The sequence below is a fragment of the Haloferax gibbonsii ATCC 33959 genome (genome assembly GCF_000336775.1).
GTDB classification, from domain to species: Archaea; Halobacteriota; Halobacteria; order Halobacteriales; family Haloferacaceae; genus Haloferax; species Haloferax gibbonsii.
Genome location: NZ_AOLJ01000011.1, coordinates 482,712 through 498,867, shown reverse-complemented (window position 1 = coordinate 498,867; position 16,156 = coordinate 482,712). Strand labels below are relative to the sequence as shown.

Genomic DNA, 16,156 nt, shown 5'->3' with positions numbered 1-16,156 from the left:
ACCGAGTATGGAACACATGGAGGGCCTCTGCGTGACGGGCTGCGAGCAGTGCCCCGAACTCGTCGACTCGCGGAGTCGCATCGTCAACGGGGTCGGTCCCGACGACGCCGACCTGCTCTTCCTCGGCGAAGCGCCGGGCGCGAAGGAAGACGAGGGCGGCGAGCCGTTCGTGGGCCGCTCCGGCTCCGTGCTGGACGACGCGCTCCGCGAGGCCGGCCTCGCCCGCGCCGACGTTCGCATCACCAACTGCGTGCGCTGCCGCCCGCCGGACAACCGCGACCCGACGAGCGACGAACTGTCGAACTGCCGGGGCTACCTCGCCCGCGAACTCGAACTCGTCGACCCCGAGCTAATCGTCACCCTCGGGAAAGTGCCCTCGCAGCACCTGCTCGACCGCGGCGTCGCCATCACGAACGAGTCAGGGTCGGTCGTGGACGCCCGCGTCGGCGACGCCTCCTACCGCGTCCTCCTCTCGGTTCACCCCGCGGCGACGCTCTACGACCGGAGCCAGCGCGAGGGCTTCTTCGAGACCATCGCGCGCGCCGCCGACCTCTCGGGACTCGCCGACTCCTCGGACGGACAGGCCAGCCTCGGCGACTTCTGAGTTCGCGAGAGCGCCCGTTCACCCCGGCGCTCAGGCCGAGGCGTCGTTGACTTCGATTCGCTCGCCTACCGGTTCTTCGGGCCGTTTTGCCCGCTTTTCTGCCCGGGCGTGTTCCCTGAGGTGCGCGCCCGCGTCGAGCGCGGTTTTGACGACGACCATGACGACGAGCGCCGCGGCGGGCGCGCCCGAGGCGGCGACGAGGAACGCGCCGAGGATGATGGTCAGGTGGAGGACGATGACCCGGCGGTAGGGCTCGGACATCTGCGTGCCGGGCGAGACGCTCCGGTACTCCTCGCGGCCGACGAAGTTGGCGGCGAACGACCCGCCGTGGCTGAGGACCGTCGCGCCCGCCGCGAGGAGGACCGCGCCGAGCGGGACGTCGCCGACCGCGCCGGCCGCCCCGCCCGCGAAGGCGTCGAACGACCAGACGAACACGCCGTGGACGACCCAGAAAATCCCGTAGTGCATGGCGAAAAAGCCCGCGATGGGGACGTTCGAGGGGTAGAAGTGAAAGCCGTCGCGGGGCGATTCGGGCGGCGAGAGGTCCACCCGCCGACCGTTGATGGTGGCGTTGATGCTCGACCCGCCGTCGCCGCGGCCGCTGGCGGCGAGAATCTTCGGGACGTTCAGCAGGCCGACGACGCCGCTTTCGAGCCAGTAGGCGACGAGCAGCGCCTTCAGGCTCCAGTCGAACCAGACGACGCCGACGAGGGGGACGAGGTTCGCGACCACGAGCGCGGCGAGGGCGACGGGCGAGGCGGCGAGACCAGACCCCGAGGAGGCGGCGTGCGACGGCGAAGGAGTGGAACGCGGCGACGACGGCATAGGCTACGCTGTGAGACGCGACGGACCGATAAAAACCGTACCGCGAGAGAACCGCCGAGTCGGGTCGCCGGGGTTACTCCCAGATGGAGCGGACCATCCGCTGGGGGAACTCGATGACGAGTTTGAGGACGCTCATGCCCTCTTCTTCCTCGCCGCGGATGTACGAGCGAACGCGCTGGCTCACGAACTCGACGGAGACGACGAGCACGAAGATGACGAGAATCGTCGCCATCATGTTCGTGTACTTGAACAGGCTCCGCTGGGTCTGCAGGACGTAGCCGATGCCACCGCCGCCGATGAGCCCCATCGTGACGGCGATACGCGTGTTGATTTCGAGGATGTACATCGTCCACGCGATGAAGGGCGTAAAGACCTGCGAGAGCATCCCGAAGACGACCGTCTGCCGGCGGTTCGCGCCGGTCGACTCGATGGCCTCTATCGGTCCGTCTTCGACCTCTTCGAGCGCGTCGGTAAACAGGCGGCCGAGGTTGCCCATCGTGTCGGTCCCGATGGCGAGCGTCGCCGTGAACGGCGAGACGCCGCCGAGCGGGATGTAGATGAGCGCCCAGACGAGCGCCGGGATGGCGCGGATGACGCTCATCGTGCCGCGGAAGATGAAGTTGAAGGGGTAGGGCGTCACGCGCTCGGAGCCGAGGACGCCGAGGAGGAGCGCACCGGGGATGCCGAGGACGGTTCCGGCGAAGCCCATCGCCAGCGTGACGATGGCCGCGCCGAACAGGTCCCGCTCCTGGATGAACTGCCAGTAGGAGCCGAAATCGACGAACGGGAGGCCGAACAGCGTCGTCCGCGGGAAGAAGTCCCCGAGCGCCTCCTGGAACTCGGGCCAGTAGTAGAGGATTTCCGCGACCGAGAAGCCGACCTCCGAGAGCGCCTCGAAGAAGAAAAAGCCGAAGACGACCGAGATGAGGAACGCCATCCCCCACTTGATGCGCTTGGTGAGGGTGATGTCTCGGAGCGCGCGGTCGAGCGTCCCTGACTGGGCCTCGGTGCCGCCGTCGGCTCGGGCGTCGCGGGGTCGGTCCTCGCCGCTTCGCGCGCCGTCGTCCGAGGTCGAGTCGCCGCCGCTCATGCGCTCACCTCGGTCCCCTCGCGGATGTCCGCGGTCTGGACGTCGCCGTAGATGCGGTCGATGACGTCGACCGTCAGGTCCTCGCGGTAGCCGTCGAAGACGAGCTTCCCGTCGCGGAGCGCGAGGAACCGCTCGCCGAACTCCCGGGCGAGGTTCACCTGGTGGAGGCTCGCGAGCGTCGAGAGGTCGCGCTCCGCGGCCGCGCTCCGGATGTACCCCATCACCGTCTCGGCGCTGGCGGGGTCGAGGCTGGCGACGGGTTCGTCGGCCAAAAGCAGGTTCGGCCCCTGGACGAGCGCGCGGGCGATGCCGACGCGCTGTTGCTGGCCGCCGCTCATGCTTCGGGTCCGCTGGTTCGCCTGGTCGAGCAGTCCGACCGTCTCCAGCGCGCGGAGCGCCTCGAACTTGTCTTCTTCCGCGTGCCAGCCGACGAGACTACGGAAGAACGAGGTGCGGTTGAGCGCGCCGGTCAGCGCGTTGCCGTAGGCGCTGAGCTGTCCCAGCACGTAGTGTTGCTGGAAAATCATGGCCACGTCGTCGCGCGGGCCTTTGACCGGCTCGCCGTCGATTCGAATCTCGCCGGACGTCGGGTTCGTCAGGCCGTTCAGACAGCGAAGGAGCGTGGACTTCCCCGCCCCCGACTGCCCGAGGAGCACGGCGAACTCGCCGTCCTCGATGGTGAAAGAGACGTCGTCCAACGCCCGGACGTCGCCGAACGCTTTCGTGAGGTTACGTACTTCGATGGTACTCATAGTGTGTGGGCGGACTTCCCGCGTCTACGGTTCGTGGGCGCGGCACCGCCAAAATGATACTGCAATGGAATTGTTTGTGAGTTGATTACTGTCCGAGAGAGATTCCGAGCGTGTCGATGACGTTCTGAATCGGCTGGTAGTCCTCGACGGTGCCCGGCTCGACGCCGGTGAACCAGAGCTGTTGGTCGTCGGAGAGGTCCTCGTTGATGAGGTCGTCCTGCGTGACGCTCGTGAGCGCGTCCGTCAGCGACGACTTCAGTCCGGACTCCAGCTCGGAGCGCACGATTATCGGTGCGCGGGGGATGGGGTCGGAAGCCGCGAGCAGTTGGAGTTCGGGGTCCGCGGTTCCGAGGTCGCCGTCGTTCTCGGCGGAGGTGTCGAGGAACTGCTGGGGGAACTGGTCTTTCGGGACGTGCGGCGCGGTCGAGAACGCGCCCGTGCCGGCGGCGACGACCTCGTCGCGGTTGACGAGCGTCTCGCGGGCGGTCGCGTGGTCGGACCACTGGCCGGTGAAGTCGACGGGCTCGCCGTCGGGGGCGTTGCCCGTGTCGAGGCCGGCCTGATTCAGCATGAAAAGCGGGAACAGCGACCCGCTCGTCGAGAGGCGGTCGGCGAACGCGACGGTCTCGCCTTCGAGGTCGGCGAGTTCCTCGATACCGCTGTCGGGCGTCGTCGTCATGATGGAGAAGTACTTCGCCGCGCCGTAGGCGACGCGGATACCCATGACTTCGGTCACGCCCTCGTTGCCGCCCTGAATGGCGATGGTCGGCGACGAATCGGCGAGGTCGGCCTGCCCGGACTTGAACGCCTGGTACACCGCGGCGTAGTCCGCGGCGACCGACGATTCGACCGTCACGTCGGCCTCGGATTCGAGGTACTCGAACAGCGGCTGATACTGCTGTTTGATGTCCACGTCCGATTCGGACGGCGTGAGGAGGAAGTTGACCGAGTCCGACCCACCCGTGACGCTGCCGATACACCCGCTCAACCCCGAAACGCCGAGCGCGCCGAGCGCGCCGGTCTTCTTGAGGAAACTCCGTCGGGAAGACATGTGATTCGTCAGAACACTCAGACACACTGAGGTTAAATCTTCCTATTCTTTCTCCGTATAGATACATAGATATAAAGTCATATTGCGTACTCTGTGAGTAAACATAGAACAGTCGGGCGATTTTGTGATACCGCGTCGGTTCCGCGGTCATCGGGCGACCGTCGCCGCGACGGAAACTCACTTGCCTCCCGGTCTCGCACGTGTACGCATGAGCACGACACAGTCGCCCGAAGAGACCCTCGCCGACGTGGTGATGGTCGACTACGGGCTCGGAAACCTCCGGAGCGCCATGCGAGGACTCGAACGCGCGGGGGCGAACGTCGTCGTCTCCGACGACCCGGCCGACTTCGACGACGCCGACGGCATCGTTCTCCCCGGCGTCGGCGCGTTCTCCGAGGGGATGGAGAACGCCGGCCCCTTCCGCGAACCGCTCGCCGAGGCCGCCGCCGACGGGACGCCCATCTTCGGTATCTGTCTCGGGATGCAGATGCTGCTGACCTCCTCCGAGGAGGCCGACCACGCGGGCGAGGGCGAGGTCGAGGGGCTCGACTTCATCCCCGGCCGCAACGTCCGCTTCGACGAGGGACAGAAGGTCCCGCACATGGGCTGGAACGAACTCAACGTCCGGCGCGACCACCCGCTCGTCGAGGGCGTCGACGGCGAGTACGCCTACTTCGTCCACTCGTACTACGCCGACCCCGACGACGAGGACGCGGTCGTCGCGTCGACCGACTACGGCGTGGAGTTCCCCGCGGTCGTCGCCAACGAGGAGGGAACCGTCTTCGGCACGCAGTTCCACCCCGAGAAGTCCGGCGAGACCGGGCTGACCATCCTCCGCAACTTCGTCGAGTTCTGCGCGGAGCGATAGGCCGAATCTGCCTGCCCCGACGGTCTTTTGTCGCCGCTTCGTGAAGGGGTGTCCATGCAGGCAGTCACGCTCGGCCCGGCGGGCACGTACTCCCATCGCGCCGCCCGCGCGGTCGCCGACGACGTCGCCTTCCGAGAATCGGTCACCTCCATCGTCCAAGCGGTCGCCGACGGGTCGTTCGAGCGCGGCGTCGTTCCCATCGAAAACAGCATCGAAGGGAGCGTCACCGAGAGCCTCGACGCCGTGGCGAACTCGGACGTGAGCGTCGTCCAGGAAATCGTCACGCCCATCCGCCACGCGCTGTTGGCCCAGAGCGCGAACTTCGACGTCGTCGCCAGCCACTCGCAGGCGCTCGCGCAGTGTCGGTCCTACCTCGAAGAGAACTACCCCGACGCGAAGCTCGAAGCCGTCGCCAGCACGGCCCGCGGCGTCGAACGCGCCCGCGCGGACCCGTCGGTCGCGGGCATCGGTCACCCCGACAACGTTGGCGACGACCTCGAAATCATCGCCGAGGACATCCAGGACCAGTCGTCGAACGCGACGCGGTTCCTCGTCATCGCGCCCGAGTCCGCCCGCTCGGACGCCGGCGGCAAGAGTTCGCTCGTCGTCTACCCCAACGCCAACTACCCCGGACTCCTCTTGGAACTGCTCGAAGCGTTCGCCGAACGCGACATCAACCTCTCGCGCATCGAGTCGCGCCCGAGCGGCAACCGCCTCGGCGACTACCTGTTCCACATCGACGCCGACGCCGGCCTCTACGAAGAGCGGATGCAGGAGGCGCTCGAAGAGGTCGAGGGCATCGCCCGCAACGGCTGGGTTCGCGTCCTCGGGTCGTACGACACGCGGCACGTCCTGTACTGAGCATCCGCGGCCCCCGTTCCGCGGTCCGGCCGGGCGCTCTCGATATGTGGGTCTGAGCACATCTTTCTTTGCCGTCGGCGACGTACTCGGACGCGTATGCAGCGAAACCCGTTCGACGAGATAGAAGACCTGTTCGACCGGATGGGCCGGTCGTTCGAGGAGTCCGGTATCGGTCGGTTCCAAGACATCTCCCTCGACGTCGTCGACGACGACGAAGCAATCGAGGTCGTCGCCGACCTCCCCGGCTTCGAGAAGGACGACCTCGACGTGAGCGTCAGCGGGCGGCGACTCACCATCGCGGCCGACCACGAGGAGTCGTCGGAGGTCGACGACGACCGGTACGTCCGCCGCGAGCGGAGCCAGCGGTCCGTCTCCCGGACGATTACGCTCCCCGCCCAGGTCGTCCGCGACGAGGTGACGGCGTCGTACAAAAACGGCGTCCTGACCGTGACGCTCCCGAAGGCCGAACCCGCGGGCGACGACTCCACGCAAATCGACATCGAGTGACGCGGCTCACCGTTTGAATATCGGTGTCTCCAGTCCTGTAGCGTGCGAATTGCTATCTACGTTCCGGAAACGATTATCTCCTCAGACGGCGTCCATATGCCTCGGTGAAAACACACATGATGCGACGTACCAACCCCTTCGACGACTTCGAGGAACTGTTCGAGCGAATGTCCCGCCAGTTCGACGAGATGGGACGGCAGTTCGACCGTTCGGGCGTGATGGCGCAGGTCCGCCACGAGATGGCAATCGACGTCACCGACCACGACGGCGAAATCGTCGTCACCATCGACCTCCCGGGCTACGAGAAGGAGGACATCTCCCTGTCGGTCGCCAACCGCACGCTGACGGTCGACGCGACGCGCGAACTCGACGAGGAACGCGCCGACGGCGAATACCTCCGCCGCGAGCGCCGCCACGAGTCCGCCCGCCGCACGATTCGCCTCCCCGAGTCGGTCGACGAGGACGGCGCGTCCGCCGGCTACCACAACGGCGTCCTGACGGTCACCCTCCCCAAGCGCGACGTCGAACCCGACGACTCCCGCCGCATCGACATCGACTGAGCCGGCGTCGCCGCCCCGATACCCGCTGGCGCATCGCCCGCGACAGGCTCTCTCTTGGTGGGTCGCTCGCTGCTTTCGTTCCCGTTTTCGTTTCCATTTTCGTTTCTTTGCCCGCACGGCGGCGCGTCACGGTCGCGATTTGCGCCGTCAGTTCTGTACCGGTCCCGATTCTGGCGAAACGAGGACTCGACGCCGTTTCGCGGCCAGTCTCTCCCGTTTGTCTCGTGCCACCGTGTGGCAATATCTGCCGCAATCAGACGGCCACACAAGTCGAGTATAGGAGTTATTTTAGGCCGGGGTACCACTACCACGGATATGGACTACGACCCGCAGGAACTCGAAGCGCGTTGGCGGGAGCGCTGGTCCGAGACCGGCCGATACGAGGCCGACCCGGACGCAGACGCCGACGACGCGACGTTCGTGACGGTGCCCTATCCGTACCCCAGCGGCGGGATGCACATCGGGCACGCGCGGACGTACACCGTTCCCGACGTGTACGCTCGCTACCGACGACAGCAGGGCGACAACGTCCTGTTTCCCATCGCGTGGCACGTCACCGGAACGCCCATCATCGGCGCGGTCGAGCGCCTGAAAAACCGCGAGGAGAAACAGCTCTCGGTTCTGACCGACACCTACAACGTCCCCGAGGACACGCTTTCGGACCTCGAATCGCCCATGGGCTGGGCGCGGTACTTCATCGAGGAACACTACAAGAAGGGGATGCAGTCGCTCGGTCTGTCGGTGGACTGGCGGCGCGAGTTCACCACGAACAACGAGCGCTACTCGAAGTTCGTCGAGTGGCAGTACCGGACGCTCCGCGAGCGCGGGCGACTGGAGAAGGGCCTCCACCCCGTCAAGTTCTGTACGAACGAGGAACAGCCGGTCACGACCCACGACCTGCTCGAAGGCGAGAACGCCGAGTTCCAAGAGTACACGCTGGTCCGCTTCGGCTGGGAGCGAGACGGCGGCGACGTGGTCGTCCCGATGGCGACCCTGCGCCCCGAGACGGTCCGCGGCGTGACCAACGCCTACATCGACCCCGAGGCGACCTACGTGGTCGCCGAGGTCGACGGTGAGACGTGGTTCGTCTCCGAGTACGCGGCCGACAAACTCGAATATCAGGCCCGCGACGTGGAGATTCTCGAAACCGTCGAGGGTGCCGAACTCGTCGGCCAGACGGTCGAGAACCCCGTCACCGGCGACGACGTGCTCGTCCTGCCGGCCGACTTCGTCGACGCCGACAACGCGACGGGCGTCGTCATGTCCGTCCCGGCCCACAGCCCCGACGACTACGTGGCGCTGCAGGAGGCCAAGGCCGACGCCGACTACCTCGAATCGTTCGGCATCGACCCCGCCGACGTGGCGGCCATCGAACCGATTCCGATTCTCGACATCGACTCCGAGGACGACGCGTACGGCGAGATTCCCGCGAAGTCGGCCGTCGAGAACCGCGGAATCGAGTCCTCTGACGACCCTGCCCTCGAAAAGGCCACGAAGGACCTCTACAACAAGGAGTTCCACGCGGGTCGCCTCAAGGAGTTCTACGGCGACTACGCCGGCGGCCTCGTCGAGGAGGTCCGCGACGACTACAAGGCCGACGGCATCGAGGCCGGCCAGTTCGACGTGATGCAGGAGTTCTCCGAGGAGGTCGTCTGCCGCTGCGGCGGCGACGTCGTCGTCGCCGAACAGGACACGTGGTTCCTCTCGTACGACGACGAGGACTGGAAGCGACTCGCCCACGACGTGGCCGACGGGCTGGACGCCATCCCCGAGAACACCCGCGACGAGTACCACCACACCATCGACTGGCTCAACGGGTGGCCGTGTATCCGCAACTACGGCCTCGGAACCCGCCTGCCGTGGGACGACCAGTTCGTCATCGAGCCCCTCTCGGACTCGACCATCTACATGGCGTACTACACCATCGCCCACCGCCTGCAGGAGATTCCGACCGAGGAACTCACCCAGGAGTTCTTCGACGCGCTGTTCTACGGGGCCGACGCGGTCGACGACGCCCCCGAGAAAGCGCTCGAACTGCGCGAGGAGTGGGACTACTGGTACCCCGTCGACTACCGGTTCTCCGGGAACGACCTCATCACGAACCACCTGACGTTCTACCAGTTCCACCACGGCGAACTGTTCGACGAGCCGCAGTGGCCCCAGGGCATCGTCATCATGGGCATGGGCCTGCTCGAAGGCCAGAAGATGTCGTCCTCGAAGGGTCACGTCGTCCTCCCCGGCGAGGCCATCGGCGAGTACGGCGCGGACACCGTCCGCTTCTTCCTGCTCAACTCCGCGGAGCCGTGGCAGGACTACGACTGGCGCGACGACCTCGTCGGCTCGGTCCACGACCAGCTCGAACGGTTCTGGAACCGCGCGCAGGAGATTATCGCCGACCCCGGACCGGACGAGCGGCCCGAACTGGAGACGGTCGACCGCTGGCTCCTGTCGAAGCTGCAGGACACCGTTCGCGACGTGACGACCGCGATGGACGAGTCCGAGACGCGCTCGGCCAGTCAGGCGGCATTCTACAACTTCGAGGAGTCGCTGCGGTGGTACCGCCGCCGGACCGACCTCGACCGCCCGGCCGCGAAGTGGACGCTCCGGACGGTCCTCGAAACTCGTCTGCGCCTGCTCGCGCCGTTCATCCCGTTCATGACGAACGAGCTGCACGAGCAGTTGACCGGCACGCCCGCGGAGGACGCGCCATGGCCCGAACCGGACGCCGAGTTCGAAGACGAGTCGGTCGAACTCGAAGAGCGACAGGTCGAGCGCCTGACCGAGGACGTGCGCGACATCATCGACGTGACCGACTCCGACCCCGACACCATCCGGGTCTACGTCGCCGCCGACTGGAAGCGCGACGTGTTCGAGACGGTCGTCGACAACGGCGACAACGTCGGCGCAATCATGGGTCAGGTCATGCAGGACCCCGACCTCCGCGAGAAGGGCAACGACGTGAACGACCTCGTGCAGGACCTCGTCGACCAGACCCGCGGGCGCGACGAATCGACGCTCCGCGCGCAGCTCGAACTGGACGAGGCCGGCACCTACGAGCGCGCGGCCGACTTCCTCGCCCGCGAGTTCGACGCCGAGGTCGAGGTGTTCGCCGAGGACGACCCCGACATCGTCGACCCCGCCGACCGCGCCTCGAAGGCGATTCCGTTCCGCCCCGCGGTCCACCTCGAATAGCCGGGCGCGCCGAGACACGACCGGGTTCTATTTTTCAGCGCTGATACGCAGCCGCGAGCACTGCTAAGAATGCCAACTAAGCCGACTATCCGGGCGCTCCCCTAGATTTACGGTATCACATACGATAATTAATACATGCTGTGCGAGGCATGCGAAGTCGAGATGTATCGCGTGGACGACGAAAAGCGGACCGACCTCGAAGACAGGCGGACCTACGAGTGCCCCGACTGCGGCGCGACCGAAGAGCGGGCGAAGTACCGACATTGGTGAGGTCGGCCCCGCGGTCCGGCGTTCGGTTTATCGTCTCGCCGAACTAACACTATTTCATGAGCGAAGACGACTCGCTGAGCCTCGCACAGAAGGCCTACCACACCGTTACGCCGGGGACCCGACCGCGGACGAACAGCGAGATGGACTCCATCGGGTGGACGATGTTTCTCATCCTCGTCGTCCTGATGGTTCCGTTCTTGCCCTTCATCGCCATCGTCTACGTGCTCTCGAAGGTGTTCGGCTACCTCAACGCACAGCGGGGGCCGAGCCCGTAGCTCGGGGGTCGGACCGCAAAAGAGAACGGTGAATGCCAGCAGCGTCGGGTCGGTCGACCTTACTCGGCGAGACCGAGGAGGTCGAACGCGTAGCCGTTGTCGTTCTCGAACGCGTGCTCGTAGGCGACGTGGGCCGCCGCGACGTCCTGAATCGCGAGTCCCGTGGAGTCGAAGACGCTGATGCCGTCGGCGTCGGTGCGGCCGTCGAGGTTCCCGAGGACGATGTCGCCGATTGCGCCGTAGATGTCGTCGTCGGTGAGGACGCCCTGATTGTACGGGACGTTGATTTCGCCGGAGTGGGTGGTCTGGGCGTGGTCGTCGATGACGAGCTTGGCGTCCAAGAGCACCTCGTCTGCGAGTTCGTGTTTGCCTTCGGCGTCGGCACCCATCGCGTTGATGTGGGTGTGGTCGCCGACCGCGTCGCGCGGGACGATGGGCGACTCGACGGGCGTCACCGTCGACAGCACGTCACAGCTTGCGGCCTCCTCGATGGAGCCGGCGCGGATGTCGAACTCGTCTTCGAAGGCGTCGATGAAGTCGGCGACGCGCTCCTCGTCGAGGTCGGAGATGACGACTTCCTCGATGTCGCGGACCTCGCTGATGGCGCGAAGCTGCGTGTACGACTGGACGCCCGCGCCGACGATACCCATCGAGGAGGCGTCCTCGACGGCGAGGTAGTCGGTGGCGACGGCCGCGGCCGCGCCGGTGCGGAGCATCGTGAGCTCCGTCCCGTCGAGGAGCGCCAGCGGGAAGGCGTTCTCGGGGTCGGAGTAAATCATCGTGCCCATGACGGTGGGCAGGTCGTACTTGTCGCCGTTGTCGGGGTGGACGTTGACCCACTTGATGCCCGCGGCGTCCCAGTCGCCCGCGTCTAAGTAGGCGGGCATCGACCGGAAGTCGCCGTTGTACTGCGGCAGGTCGATGTAGGACTTCGGCGGCATCTGGGCGTCGCCGGACTCGTAGGCGGCGAAGGCGTCCTCGATGGCCGAGATGAGCTCCGGCATCTGGACGTTCTCGTGAACGTCGTCCTTGTTCAACAGCAGCGTCTTGCGCATAGAGACACGTTGCCGTACCTGCTACTTAGTTCGTTCCATTTCTGAACACAACTGCAAGTGTATCTGAGAAAGTGAGATAATTATCCAACTTCTCTGACATCGGTGAATCAGCGTGGGGCTCTCGTCCGATCGTCGCGAGAGTCGGAATCGACGCTCATCGGTTGCTTCTCCCCCGCGTACCGTCGTTCGGAGGCGCAGCCGCGGCTCTTCGGATGCTCGGCAGCCGCTTTGCGCCAAAAAATGAGTGATTCGTCGCGCGGTGCAGGCGTCGGGGGATGGGTGAAAGGCGTTAGCCGATTTTCACATCGCGCCGCCCATACCGCCCATGCCGCCCATGCCACCCATGCCGCCGGGTGCGCCGCCCTCGTCGTCGTCGTCGCCGCCGGTGGAGAGGTCACCGGCCGCGATGATGTCGTCTATCTTGAGGACGAGGTTCGCGGCTTCGGAGGCGGAGGCGACGGCCTGCTCCTTCGCGTGAGCCGTCTCGACGACGCCCGCTTCGAACGCGTCTTCGACCTCGCCGGTGAAGACGTTCAGACCGGCGCGGACCTGACCCTCTTCGTGGGCCGCGCGGAGGTCGACGAGCGTGTCGATGGAGTCGAGACCGGCGTTCTCCGCGAGGACGCGCGGGACGAGTTCGAGCGCGTCGGCGAACGCCTCGACCGCGAGCTGCTCGCGGCCGGAGACGGAGTCGGCGTAGTTGCGGAGGCGCGAGGCGAGTTCGACCTCGATAGCGCCGCCGCCGGCGAGCACTCGACCGTCGGCGACCGTCGACGCGACGACGTCGAGGGCGTCCTGGACGCCGCGTTCGAGTTCGTCGACGACGTGGTCGGTGGAGCCGCGGAGCAGGAGCGTGACGCCGTGGACGTCGTCGCCGATGCCCTCGACGTAGAACAGCTCGTCGGCCTCGTCGCGGCGGATGGAGGCGCGACCGAGGTCGCCGGCCTCGATGGAGTCGAGGTCGGAGACGACCGCCGCACCGGTGATGTTCTTGAGGAAGCGGATGTCGGACTTCTTCGTCCGGCGGACCGCGAGGATGCCCTGCTTCGCGAGGTAGTGCTGGGCGAGGTCGTCGATGCCCTTCTGGCAGAAGACCACGTCAGCGCCGGAGTCGACGATCTGGTCGACCTTCGCCTTCAGCTGGGCCTCCTCCTGGTCGAGGAACTTCTGGAGCTGGTCGGGGCTCTCGATGGAGACGTTCGTGTCGATGTCGGTCTCCTCGACCTCGACGGGCTCGTTGAGCAGCAGCACGTCGGCCTCGTCGAACTGGACCGGCATGTCGTCGTGGACGGGGTCCTTGTCGATGACGGCACCGGTGAGGAGCTCGGACTCGGACGCCGAGCGACCGGTCTGCGTCTCGATGGAGATGTTCTCGAGGTCGACGACGTGGGAGCCATCGTTGGCTTCGACGGTGACCTGCCGGACGGCGCGGACGATGAGGTCCGCGAGCAGCTCCTTGTTGAGCTCGGAGCTCTTGCCCGTCATGGAGGTCTCGGCGACCTTCTTCAGGAGTTCCTCGTCGTCGGGGTCGACGCGCTCCGCGATGTTGTCGATTTCCTCGCGCGCCTTCTCGGAGGCGAGGTTGAAGCCGCGGATGATGGCCGTCGGGTGGATGTCCTGTTCGAGGAGGTCCTCGGCGTTCTTGAGGAGTTCACCCGCGATGGCGACCGCCGTCGTCGTTCCGTCGCCGGCTTCGTCCTCCTGCGTCTCGGCGACCTCGACGATCATCTCGGCCGTCGGGTTGTCGATGTCCATCTCCTTGAGGATGGTGACGCCGTCGTTCGTGATGGTGACGTCGCCCATCGAGTCGACGAGCATCTTGTCCATCCCCTTCGGGCCGAGTGTAGAACGTACCGCCTCGGCGACTGCTCGTGCGGCGCGGATGTTGTACGCCTGCGCGTCGCGGTCCTTGACGCGCTGTGCATCCTCGCCCATGATGATCATCGGCTGACCCTGCTGCATTCGCTGGCTCATAGACAGGCCTTGATTGTTTGTGATTCTATAAAAAAGCTTCGCCGACGAATCGAGCACTGAACTCCGCGCGTTCGCCGCGTTATCCCGGTAACCGCGCGACAGATGCCTCCTCTCGGGTGTTCGGGGAGTTACTGTGGTACGTCATTTCACACCACAATTCTGTCCCGGCCGGGGCGCTTTATACGCTACTCTTCGACCGGCTCTTTCCAGTGGACCGTCACCGTTCCGACGGCGAACGCGTCGTCGCCGTCGTCGTCGCGGACGACTCGGATGGTGTTCGAGCCCTCGACGAGGCTCGCGCCGGTCACGGTGTCGACCCAGTACTGCCAGCCGTCGCCCGGCGGGATGTCGAACCCCGAAAGCGAGTCGCCGTTGATTCGAATCTCGTGGCCGTACTCGCCCACGTCGAACGCCTGGATACCGAGGTACGGCTCTCGCGGGTCGTCGGTCGGGACGTCGAACTCGAACGTCGCCGTCTCGTTTCCGGCGTCGTCCGCCCAGTCGAGGTCCAGCGTCTCTCCTTCGGGGTGGAGGTGCGACCCGATAAACACGGTCGCGTAGTTCGCGCGGTGGTGCACGCTCACACGTTCTGTTGCGCCCGATAAAAATTCGCGTGGTCGGCGGCAGCGTTGGCCGCGCCGTCAGTCGTCGTCGGGGAGTTCGTCCGCGAGGAACTCGCCGTCGGTCTCGTCTCTCGCGGCGTCGAGCGGGGGCTCGTCGTCGTCTTCGTCTAACACCGATAACTCTCGTTCGTACAGCCGCTCGGTGAGCTGGGTCCGCTTGTTGAGGCCCTTCTTCTCGCGGCCGGTCTTGGTGTCAGGCATTGTCAATCATGGTATCGTATCCCATGGGGATGAATGTTTTGTCCGAACAGTTGATACGGTCGCTTCTGTGGTGGTACCGTAGGTTGGGTCTGTGGTAGTGCCTCGGGTCGCGTCGAACTGGGGGTGCCCTGCCAGTTTCGACGTAAGTGGTCCTTGGCGAGTGGGGCCATAGACTCCGGCGACGGTTCTCGCCGGCCGGCGATTGCGGGAGAAGCTATGTGCACCGGATGCGAAGGTGAGGGATTTGAACCTCAGTCGCTCACGACTCGCGGCTCCGCCGTTCGTCTCACTGCGACACTTCGTGTCGCACATTGCTCACTCTGTTCGCTTCGCTCCTTGGTTCAAATCCTCCGGCGGCGTTCTCCCGAACTCGCCGCCCGCAGCGCGACGAGACGCGCTGCTACGTGAGTTGAGTTCGGAAGAAGCGCCAGGAGAGGGATTTGAACCCCCGATCCCAGAGGGAACACGCTTTCCAGGCGTGCGCCTTACCGCTCGGCCATCCTGGCTTACAACGCAACGTTCCCGCCTGGATAATTTAAGCCCTTCCTTTCCGTTCGAGTCGGGGTTCGATGACGTATGTCACGGACCCGACGGCGACGCCGGACGCGACCGCCACCGCGGCGACCGCCCCGAACGACACGTCGATGCCGAGTCCGAGGAGGACCGCGCCCTGCGCGAGGACGCCCACGAGGAGGAGGCTCGCTGCGCCCCACGCGAGCGCGGACCGGACGCGGCGGGCCACGTTACTCCTCGTCGACGACGGCGACGGCCTCGATTTCGACGCCGACGCCCTTCGGCAGGTTGCCGACCTCGACCGCCGAGCGGGCCGGCGGCTCCTCGTCGAAGTAGGTCGCGTACGTCTCGTTCATCTCCTCGAAGTCGTCGATGTCGGCGAGGAACACGGTCGTCTTCAGCACGTCGCTCGCGTCCGCGCCGGCCTCCGCGAGGATGGCCATCACGTTGTCGAGCGACTGCGTCGTCTGCGTCGTGATGTCCTCGTCGTCGAGGAGTTCGCCGTCCGGCGTCAGCGGAATCTGCCCCGCCGTGTAGAGCAGCGAGCCGTTGGTCGTCGCCTGACTGTACGCACCGACCGCGGCCGGCGCTTCGTCGGTCTCGATGACGCGCTTCATACGCGGTGGATTTCGCCACGACGTGATAAAATAGGGTGGAACGACCGGGTCCGCGGCGGAGCGAGCCGGTCGCAGCCCGTCAGTTAGATCGACTTCCCGGAGAGGCTGATGCCGGTCGTGAGGACGCCCGAGGCGAACAACAGCCCCATCCCGAGGGCGGTGACGACGTCGCCGTCTCGGAGCGCGAACCCCGCGACGGCGACGCTGACGGCGACCAGTCCGAGGCCGAGGAGGGTCAGCGGTTTCGTGAGCGATTCGGCGGTGGGGGTTGTGTTGGGGAGCGTAGCCATGGGTGGATTGGTTGTGGGGGATGGGTCG

18 protein-coding genes and 1 tRNA gene are annotated in these 16,156 nt (G+C 65.9%); 7 read left to right on the top strand and 12 right to left on the bottom strand.

What is annotated here, in order from left to right; translation table 11 throughout:
* Positions 1-7 precede the first annotated feature (7 nt).
* Entirely contained in the window at positions 8-604 is a 597-nt protein-coding gene (locus C454_RS05365) for a uracil-DNA glycosylase (RefSeq protein WP_004973451.1), read from the top strand.
* Positions 605-634: 30 nt separating this feature from the next.
* On the opposite strand, the gene C454_RS05360 is transcribed toward C454_RS05365, so the two are convergent.
* From C454_RS05360 to C454_RS05345, 4 genes are all read right to left on the bottom strand, one after another.
* A complete protein-coding gene (locus C454_RS05360; protein WP_004973450.1) occupies positions 635-1,429 on the bottom strand; it encodes a DUF6498-containing protein in 795 nt (264 codons plus the stop codon).
* Between the two features lie 73 nt (positions 1,430-1,502).
* A complete protein-coding gene (gene phnE / locus C454_RS05355) occupies positions 1,503-2,519 on the bottom strand; it encodes a phosphonate ABC transporter, permease protein PhnE (RefSeq protein ID WP_004973449.1) in 1,017 nt (338 codons plus the stop codon).
* On the bottom strand, positions 2,516-3,271 hold the full coding sequence (locus C454_RS05350; protein WP_004973448.1) for a phosphonate ABC transporter ATP-binding protein: 756 nt from the start codon (positions 3,269-3,271) through the stop codon (positions 2,516-2,518). The genes phnE and C454_RS05350 overlap by 4 nt, the downstream gene beginning before the upstream one ends.
* Positions 3,272-3,356: 85 nt before the next feature.
* Positions 3,357-4,322: a phosphate/phosphite/phosphonate ABC transporter substrate-binding protein gene (locus C454_RS05345; protein ID WP_004973447.1), complete on the bottom strand. Its 966-nt coding sequence runs from the start codon at positions 4,320-4,322 to the stop codon at positions 3,357-3,359.
* Positions 4,323-4,530: 208 nt separating this feature from the next.
* On the opposite strand from C454_RS05345, the gene hisH reads away from it, so the two are divergent.
* The 6 genes from hisH (at position 4,531) to C454_RS05315 (ending at position 10,855) form a co-directional block, all read left to right on the top strand.
* Entirely contained in the window at positions 4,531-5,190 is a 660-nt protein-coding gene (hisH, locus tag C454_RS05340) for an imidazole glycerol phosphate synthase subunit HisH (RefSeq protein ID WP_004973446.1), read from the top strand.
* Positions 5,191-5,244: 54 nt separating this feature from the next.
* Positions 5,245-6,051: a prephenate dehydratase gene (gene pheA, locus C454_RS05335; protein WP_004973442.1), complete on the top strand. Its 807-nt coding sequence runs from the start codon at positions 5,245-5,247 to the stop codon at positions 6,049-6,051.
* A gap of 96 nt (positions 6,052-6,147) precedes the next feature.
* On the top strand, positions 6,148-6,558 hold the full coding sequence (gene hsp14, locus C454_RS05330) for an archaeal heat shock protein Hsp14 (protein WP_004973440.1): 411 nt from the start codon (positions 6,148-6,150) through the stop codon (positions 6,556-6,558).
* A gap of 116 nt (positions 6,559-6,674) precedes the next feature.
* Positions 6,675-7,118 carry an archaeal heat shock protein Hsp14 gene (gene hsp14, locus C454_RS05325; RefSeq protein ID WP_004973439.1) on the top strand — a complete coding sequence of 148 codons (444 nt, stop codon included), beginning with the start codon at positions 6,675-6,677 and terminating at the stop codon, positions 7,116-7,118.
* A gap of 315 nt (positions 7,119-7,433) precedes the next feature.
* Positions 7,434-10,310: a leucine--tRNA ligase gene (leuS, locus tag C454_RS05320; RefSeq protein ID WP_004973437.1), complete on the top strand. Its 2,877-nt coding sequence runs from the start codon at positions 7,434-7,436 to the stop codon at positions 10,308-10,310.
* Between the two features lie 326 nt (positions 10,311-10,636).
* Positions 10,637-10,855 carry a DUF7535 family protein gene (locus C454_RS05315; RefSeq protein ID WP_004973435.1) on the top strand — a complete coding sequence of 73 codons (219 nt, stop codon included), beginning with the start codon at positions 10,637-10,639 and terminating at the stop codon, positions 10,853-10,855.
* A gap of 59 nt (positions 10,856-10,914) precedes the next feature.
* Here C454_RS05315 and C454_RS05310 read toward each other — a convergent pair whose 3' ends face one another.
* From C454_RS05310 to C454_RS05275, 8 genes are all read right to left on the bottom strand, one after another.
* Complete coding sequence (locus tag C454_RS05310) at positions 10,915-11,910, bottom strand: alanine dehydrogenase (protein WP_004973433.1); 996 nt, start codon at positions 11,908-11,910, stop codon at positions 10,915-10,917.
* Between the two features lie 300 nt (positions 11,911-12,210).
* Positions 12,211-13,854 carry a thermosome subunit beta gene (gene thsB / locus C454_RS05305; protein ID WP_004973432.1) on the bottom strand — a complete coding sequence of 548 codons (1,644 nt, stop codon included), beginning with the start codon at positions 13,852-13,854 and terminating at the stop codon, positions 12,211-12,213.
* Between the two features lie 215 nt (positions 13,855-14,069).
* Positions 14,070-14,462 carry a DUF7383 domain-containing protein gene (locus C454_RS05300; RefSeq protein WP_049904984.1) on the bottom strand — a complete coding sequence of 131 codons (393 nt, stop codon included), beginning with the start codon at positions 14,460-14,462 and terminating at the stop codon, positions 14,070-14,072.
* Positions 14,463-14,525: 63 nt separating this feature from the next.
* The gene (locus tag C454_RS05295) at positions 14,526-14,708 is read right to left on the bottom strand and encodes a hypothetical protein (RefSeq protein ID WP_004973428.1); all 183 of its coding nucleotides are present in this window, start codon (positions 14,706-14,708) and stop codon (positions 14,526-14,528) included.
* A 425-nt stretch (positions 14,709-15,133) separates the two neighbouring features.
* Positions 15,134-15,214: transfer RNA gene (locus C454_RS05290), tRNA-Ser, on the bottom strand.
* Positions 15,215-15,243: 29 nt separating this feature from the next.
* Positions 15,244-15,450, bottom strand: a complete 207-nt coding sequence (locus C454_RS05285; RefSeq protein WP_004973426.1) for a hypothetical protein — start codon at positions 15,448-15,450, stop codon at positions 15,244-15,246.
* A gap of 1 nt (position 15,451) precedes the next feature.
* Positions 15,452-15,838 (bottom strand): Rid family detoxifying hydrolase, encoded by a 387-nt coding sequence (locus C454_RS05280; RefSeq protein ID WP_004973424.1) that lies wholly within the window; start codon positions 15,836-15,838, stop codon positions 15,452-15,454.
* A gap of 83 nt (positions 15,839-15,921) precedes the next feature.
* Positions 15,922-16,128 carry a hypothetical protein gene (locus tag C454_RS05275; RefSeq protein WP_004973422.1) on the bottom strand — a complete coding sequence of 69 codons (207 nt, stop codon included), beginning with the start codon at positions 16,126-16,128 and terminating at the stop codon, positions 15,922-15,924.
* Positions 16,129-16,156: the final 28 nt, after the last annotated feature.

Bases quoted from the DNA above. Each gene is read 5' to 3' on its own strand.
- C454_RS05365 (WP_004973451.1), top strand. From the start codon at position 8: ATGGAACACATGGAGGGCCTCTGCGTGACGGGCTGCGAGCAGTGCCCC.
- C454_RS05360 (WP_004973450.1), bottom strand. From the start codon at position 1,429: ATGCCGTCGTCGCCGCGTTCCACTCCTTCGCCGTCGCACGCCGCCTCC.
- phnE (WP_004973449.1), bottom strand. From the start codon at position 2,519: ATGAGCGGCGGCGACTCGACCTCGGACGACGGCGCGCGAAGCGGCGAG.
- C454_RS05350 (WP_004973448.1), bottom strand. From the start codon at position 3,271: ATGAGTACCATCGAAGTACGTAACCTCACGAAAGCGTTCGGCGACGTC.
- C454_RS05345 (WP_004973447.1), bottom strand. From the start codon at position 4,322: ATGTCTTCCCGACGGAGTTTCCTCAAGAAGACCGGCGCGCTCGGCGCG.
- hisH (WP_004973446.1), top strand. From the start codon at position 4,531: ATGAGCACGACACAGTCGCCCGAAGAGACCCTCGCCGACGTGGTGATG.
- pheA (WP_004973442.1), top strand. From the start codon at position 5,245: ATGCAGGCAGTCACGCTCGGCCCGGCGGGCACGTACTCCCATCGCGCC.
- hsp14 (WP_004973440.1), top strand. From the start codon at position 6,148: ATGCAGCGAAACCCGTTCGACGAGATAGAAGACCTGTTCGACCGGATG.
- hsp14 (WP_004973439.1), top strand. From the start codon at position 6,675: ATGATGCGACGTACCAACCCCTTCGACGACTTCGAGGAACTGTTCGAG.
- leuS (WP_004973437.1), top strand. From the start codon at position 7,434: ATGGACTACGACCCGCAGGAACTCGAAGCGCGTTGGCGGGAGCGCTGG.
- C454_RS05315 (WP_004973435.1), top strand. From the start codon at position 10,637: ATGAGCGAAGACGACTCGCTGAGCCTCGCACAGAAGGCCTACCACACC.
- C454_RS05310 (WP_004973433.1), bottom strand. From the start codon at position 11,910: ATGCGCAAGACGCTGCTGTTGAACAAGGACGACGTTCACGAGAACGTC.
- thsB (WP_004973432.1), bottom strand. From the start codon at position 13,854: ATGATCATCATGGGCGAGGATGCACAGCGCGTCAAGGACCGCGACGCG.
- C454_RS05295 (WP_004973428.1), bottom strand. From the start codon at position 14,708: ATGCCTGACACCAAGACCGGCCGCGAGAAGAAGGGCCTCAACAAGCGG.
- C454_RS05280 (WP_004973424.1), bottom strand. From the start codon at position 15,838: ATGAAGCGCGTCATCGAGACCGACGAAGCGCCGGCCGCGGTCGGTGCG.
- C454_RS05275 (WP_004973422.1), bottom strand. From the start codon at position 16,128: ATGGCTACGCTCCCCAACACAACCCCCACCGCCGAATCGCTCACGAAA.